This is a genomic window from Streptomyces aurantiacus JA 4570, assembly GCF_000414115.1.
GTDB classification, from domain to species: Bacteria; Actinomycetota; Actinomycetes; order Streptomycetales; family Streptomycetaceae; genus Streptomyces; species Streptomyces aurantiacus_A.
On record NZ_AOPZ01000154.1, the window covers coordinates 1 to 3,725 of the forward strand.

5 protein-coding genes are annotated in these 3,725 nt (G+C 71.1%); 3 read left to right on the plus strand and 2 right to left on the minus strand.

All coding sequences use genetic code 11. The annotated features are described in order from the left end of the window. Positions 1-63 precede the first annotated feature (63 nt). Positions 64-597 carry a hypothetical protein gene (locus STRAU_RS16915; protein ID WP_016641562.1) on the minus strand — a complete coding sequence of 178 codons (534 nt, stop codon included), beginning with the start codon at positions 595-597 and terminating at the stop codon, positions 64-66. 39 nt (positions 598-636) lie between these two features. Then, positions 637-1,245 (minus strand): YceI family protein, encoded by a 609-nt coding sequence (locus tag STRAU_RS16920; RefSeq protein WP_016641563.1) that lies wholly within the window; start codon positions 1,243-1,245, stop codon positions 637-639. Positions 1,246-1,560: 315 nt separating this feature from the next. On the opposite strand from STRAU_RS16920, the gene STRAU_RS16925 reads away from it, so the two are divergent. From STRAU_RS16925 to STRAU_RS16935, 3 genes are all read left to right on the plus strand, one after another. Next, a complete protein-coding gene (locus STRAU_RS16925) occupies positions 1,561-2,094 on the plus strand; it encodes a toxin-antitoxin system HicB family antitoxin (protein ID WP_016641564.1) in 534 nt (177 codons plus the stop codon). An 85-nt stretch (positions 2,095-2,179) separates the two neighbouring features. Continuing rightward, a complete protein-coding gene (locus STRAU_RS16930; protein ID WP_016641565.1) occupies positions 2,180-3,019 on the plus strand; it encodes a DUF4097 family beta strand repeat-containing protein in 840 nt (279 codons plus the stop codon). Positions 3,020-3,450: 431 nt separating this feature from the next. Further along, positions 3,451-3,725, plus strand: a 275-nt coding sequence (locus tag STRAU_RS16935) for a carboxyl transferase domain-containing protein (RefSeq protein ID WP_310592251.1), incomplete at its 3' end; no start/stop codon positions are given.

Sequence of the window (3,725 nt, forward strand, 5' to 3'; positions counted from 1 at the left end):
GCGCGCCCAGCCCCCACCGGCCCGCAGATGACGCGCGGACCGCAGATCGGGAAGAGGGGCCGTTCAGGCCCGGCGCGCAGGCAGCTCCCAACGCCCCGAGTGCCCCGGGGGCAGCCCCAAGTCGTCGCGTACGGCCGCGTAATACCCCTCCCGCGCCACCCGCTGGCGGGCGAGAAGCGCCGCCCACGCCTCCGGGGCACGCGCGCCCGAGCGCAAGAAGCGTTCCATCTCGATCACCACGACGACCCACACCCGCGCCGCGTCCACCACCGGCACCGCGCCGAGCAGCAGCAGCGCCTCCCCGGCGGGGTCGCGCGCGTCGGCGGCCTCGGCCAGCTGGGGCTCGGCCTCCGCGGCGGACAGCGGGTGGGGATGCGGGTCGTTGCCCTGATGGGCGGCGACCCGGTACGTCAGCGTGACGGTCTGCTTGAGCACGCGCGCGTACTCGGTGTAGACCGCGAGCCGCCGTTCCTCCCAGCGGGCCTCGCGCTCCCGGCGGAAGCGCACGCGCTCACCGCGCATGACGGCGACGTACGACCCCATGGCACCGATGATCACGCCTATGAGGGCGGGCAGTTGCGACAGGAACTCGGACACCGCCGCACGGTATCCGACGCCGTGCCGGACCTGCCGGGGTCAGGCAGCGTTCTTGATCGCCGAGATGTCGAAGTTGAGCTTGATCTTGTCGGAGACGAGGACGCCGCCGGTCTCCAGGGCCGCGTTCCACGACAGGCCCCACTCCGAGCGCAGGATCTCCGCCTTGCCCTCGAAGCCGACGCGCTCGTTGCCGAACGGGTCCTTCGCGGCGCCGTTGAACTCCAGGTCGATGGTCAGCGGCTTGGTGGTGCCGAGGATGGTGAGGTCGCCGGTGACGCGGTAGTCGTCGCCGCCGAGCGCCTCGGCCTTGGTGGAGCGGAAGGTCATCTGCGGGAACTCGTCGGTCCTGAAGAAGTCCGCGCTCTTGAGGTGGCCGTCGCGGTCCGCGTTGCCCGTGTCGATGCTGTCCATCGTGACGTCGAGGGAGGCCGTCGACGCGGACGGGTCGGCGCCGTCCAGGTGCAGGGTGCCGGAGAACTCCTTGAAGGAGCCCTTCACGTTGGTGACCATCGCGTGCCGGGCCACGAATCCGATCGTGGTGTGCGCGGGGTCGAGCGTGTACTCACCGGTCAGCGCGGCGAGCTCCGGGGTGGTCCCGGCGGGCGCGGCGGCGGTGCCGGTGTCGTCCTTGCGGCTGAAGATTCCCATGATCTGCTCCTGACTGGTCGACTCCTGGCTGCTCGAAGTCGAGGTTGGTTTAGCGTTCAATAAAATCGACTCTAACGCTGTTCCGTTCAATCTTCAACATAAAGCGGGGTGTGTCGAGGTGATTACGCGTCGCGTGTGAACGGGGTGGTCATATGGGCCACTTCCGGCCGATCCGGACGTGTCCTCGCGGCGCCGAACGTGGCACCATGCGTGGCGCCACCGTTGACGGCGGCGAGCGTGGACGAAGAGGGCGTTTCGCGGGCGCGTGAGCGTTAAGAACTTGCCATGGCGTCATTGTGGTGCCATAGTGATGCCATGAACCTCACACCGTATGTCGACCAACTCCGGCAGGAGCTCGCGGTCGCCGCAGAGGCCGGTGGTGAGGACGCTCGCGTGGTCGCCGAGCGTCTGATCGCGCCGCTCGAGTCGGCCACCCGGCTCACGATGCTGAATGTGCTGTCCGCGGCCATGGACGAGATTACTCGAGACCTGGCCCCCGGCTCCGTCGACGTACGCCTGCGTGGGGGGGACCCGGACTTCGTGGTGACGCCCCCGCCCACCGCCGAGGGCTTCGACGCGCCGCCCATGGACGTGCGCCCGGCCCGGCCCGGGCCCGCCCCGGCGTCCGTGCCGGAGTCGGACGAGGGCGGCACGGCCCGGATCAACCTCCGGCTGCCGATGTACCTCAAGGCCCAGGCCGAGGAGGCCGCGGCCGCCGAGAGCCTGTCGGTCAACGCCTGGCTGGTCCGCACCGTCGCCGACGCCCTCAAGCAGGGCGACGCGAGCCGGCAGCCCGCCTCCCACAGCTCCGAGGGCGCCGGGACCAGCTTCACGGGATGGGCGCGTTAGCGACCCCCGGCTCCCCGGGCCCCCTCCGGCCACGCACGGCCCGGGCGCGTTCCGGACGACCCCATCAGGATGAGAGGACTGCCCCATGCCAACCTTCGACACCCCCAAGCCCGTCCACGCCACGGTCTCCGTCGAGCTGGGCTCCGTGCGGATCACCGCGTCCGACCGCGCCGACACGGTCGTCGAGGTGCGCCCCACCACCGCGTCGCGCCAGGCCGACGTGCGGGCCGCCGAGAAGACCCAGGTGGAGTACGTGAGCGGGCGGCTCCTGGTGAAGGTGCCGAAGGAGCGCTCGCTGTTCGGCAAGGGGCCGTCCGTCGACGTGGAGATCGAGCTGCCGGAGGGCTCCCACCTCAAAGGCACCATCGCCATGGGCGACTTCACCACGGTGGGCCGCCTCGGGGAGTGCGAGGTGAAGTCCTCGTCCGGCGACATCCGGATCGAGTGGGCGGCCTCGGCCCAGCTGCGCACGGCGTACGGCCAGATCCTGGCCGACCGGGTGGAGGGTGCGGCCGACGTCACCACCGCGTCCGGCGAGGTGCGGCTGGGCACGGTCGGCGGCTCCGCCGTGATCAAGAACTCCAACGGCTCGATCGAGGTCGACGAGGTCACCGGCCCCGTGCGCGTGAAGTCGTCCAACGGCCTCGTCACCGTCGGCCGCGCGCACTCCGACGTCAACGTCAAGTCGGCCCACGGCGCCATCCGGGTCGCCGAGGTCGTGCGCGGCAGCGTCGTCCTGGAGACCGGCGCGGGCTCGCTCGACATCGGCGTCCGCGAGGGCACCGCCGCCTGGCTCGACGTACGGACCAAGGTGGGCGCCGTGCGGCAGTCCCTCGGCACCTCCGAGGGGCCCGGCGACTCCGGCGAGAAGGTGCAGGTGCGCGGGCGCACGGGGGGCGGGGACATCGTGATCCACCGGGCGTGATGCGGGCCCCGGAGAGGGGGCCGGAGGGCCGTCGCGAGGCCGCCCGGACGCTGTCACCAGCACCGCTTCAGGGTGCCCACCGGTTGTCGAGCCCCGCCAATTCGGCGACGCGTCAACCCGTGCCGTTGTCCTCCGTCGGCCGCGGCGGCACTCGTGCGGGGGCGCGGGGCCCCGGCCGGACGTCCTGCGGTGACCGTCAGGACACGGGAGCCGGGGAGCCGTGCGGGCCTCGGAAACGCCCGCCCGCGCCGCGAATGTGAGCCGCGTCTCATCCGGGCCGGTTGTGGAATCCCTACAGCCGTATGGGCCTCTGAGCAGTCACTTCGGCTGCACCACACAAGCCTTCTGTCCGAGGGTGCCAGGAAAACGCTCCGGAGACTGTGCAGAGTCGACGGTCCGTTTTCGCTCGGGTCCTTCGTAAGGTCGAGAGCATGACCGTTTTGGACGAAGCTGGATCTTCGGCGGGGGAGCCCACCGACGCGCGGGGCCGAGTGGCCGAATTGGCCGAGATCCGCGCGCAGGCGCTGGCGGGACCCAGTGAGAAGGCGACTGAGGCCCAGCATGCCAAGGGCAAGCTGACGGCGCGGGAGCGCATCGGACTCCTCCTTGACGAGGGGTCCTTCCAGGAGGTCGAGCAGCTCCGTCGACACCGGGCGACCGGCTTCGGCCTGGAGGCCAAGAAGCCGTACACGGACGGTGTGATCAC

Excerpts from the sequence above, each read along its gene's own strand:
- STRAU_RS16925 (WP_016641564.1), top strand. The coding sequence starts at position 1,561 with ATGAACCTCACACCGTATGTCGACCAACTCCGGCAGGAGCTCGCGGTC.
- STRAU_RS16920 (WP_016641563.1), bottom strand. The coding sequence starts at position 1,245 with ATGGGAATCTTCAGCCGCAAGGACGACACCGGCACCGCCGCCGCGCCC.
- STRAU_RS16930 (WP_016641565.1), top strand. The coding sequence starts at position 2,180 with ATGCCAACCTTCGACACCCCCAAGCCCGTCCACGCCACGGTCTCCGTC.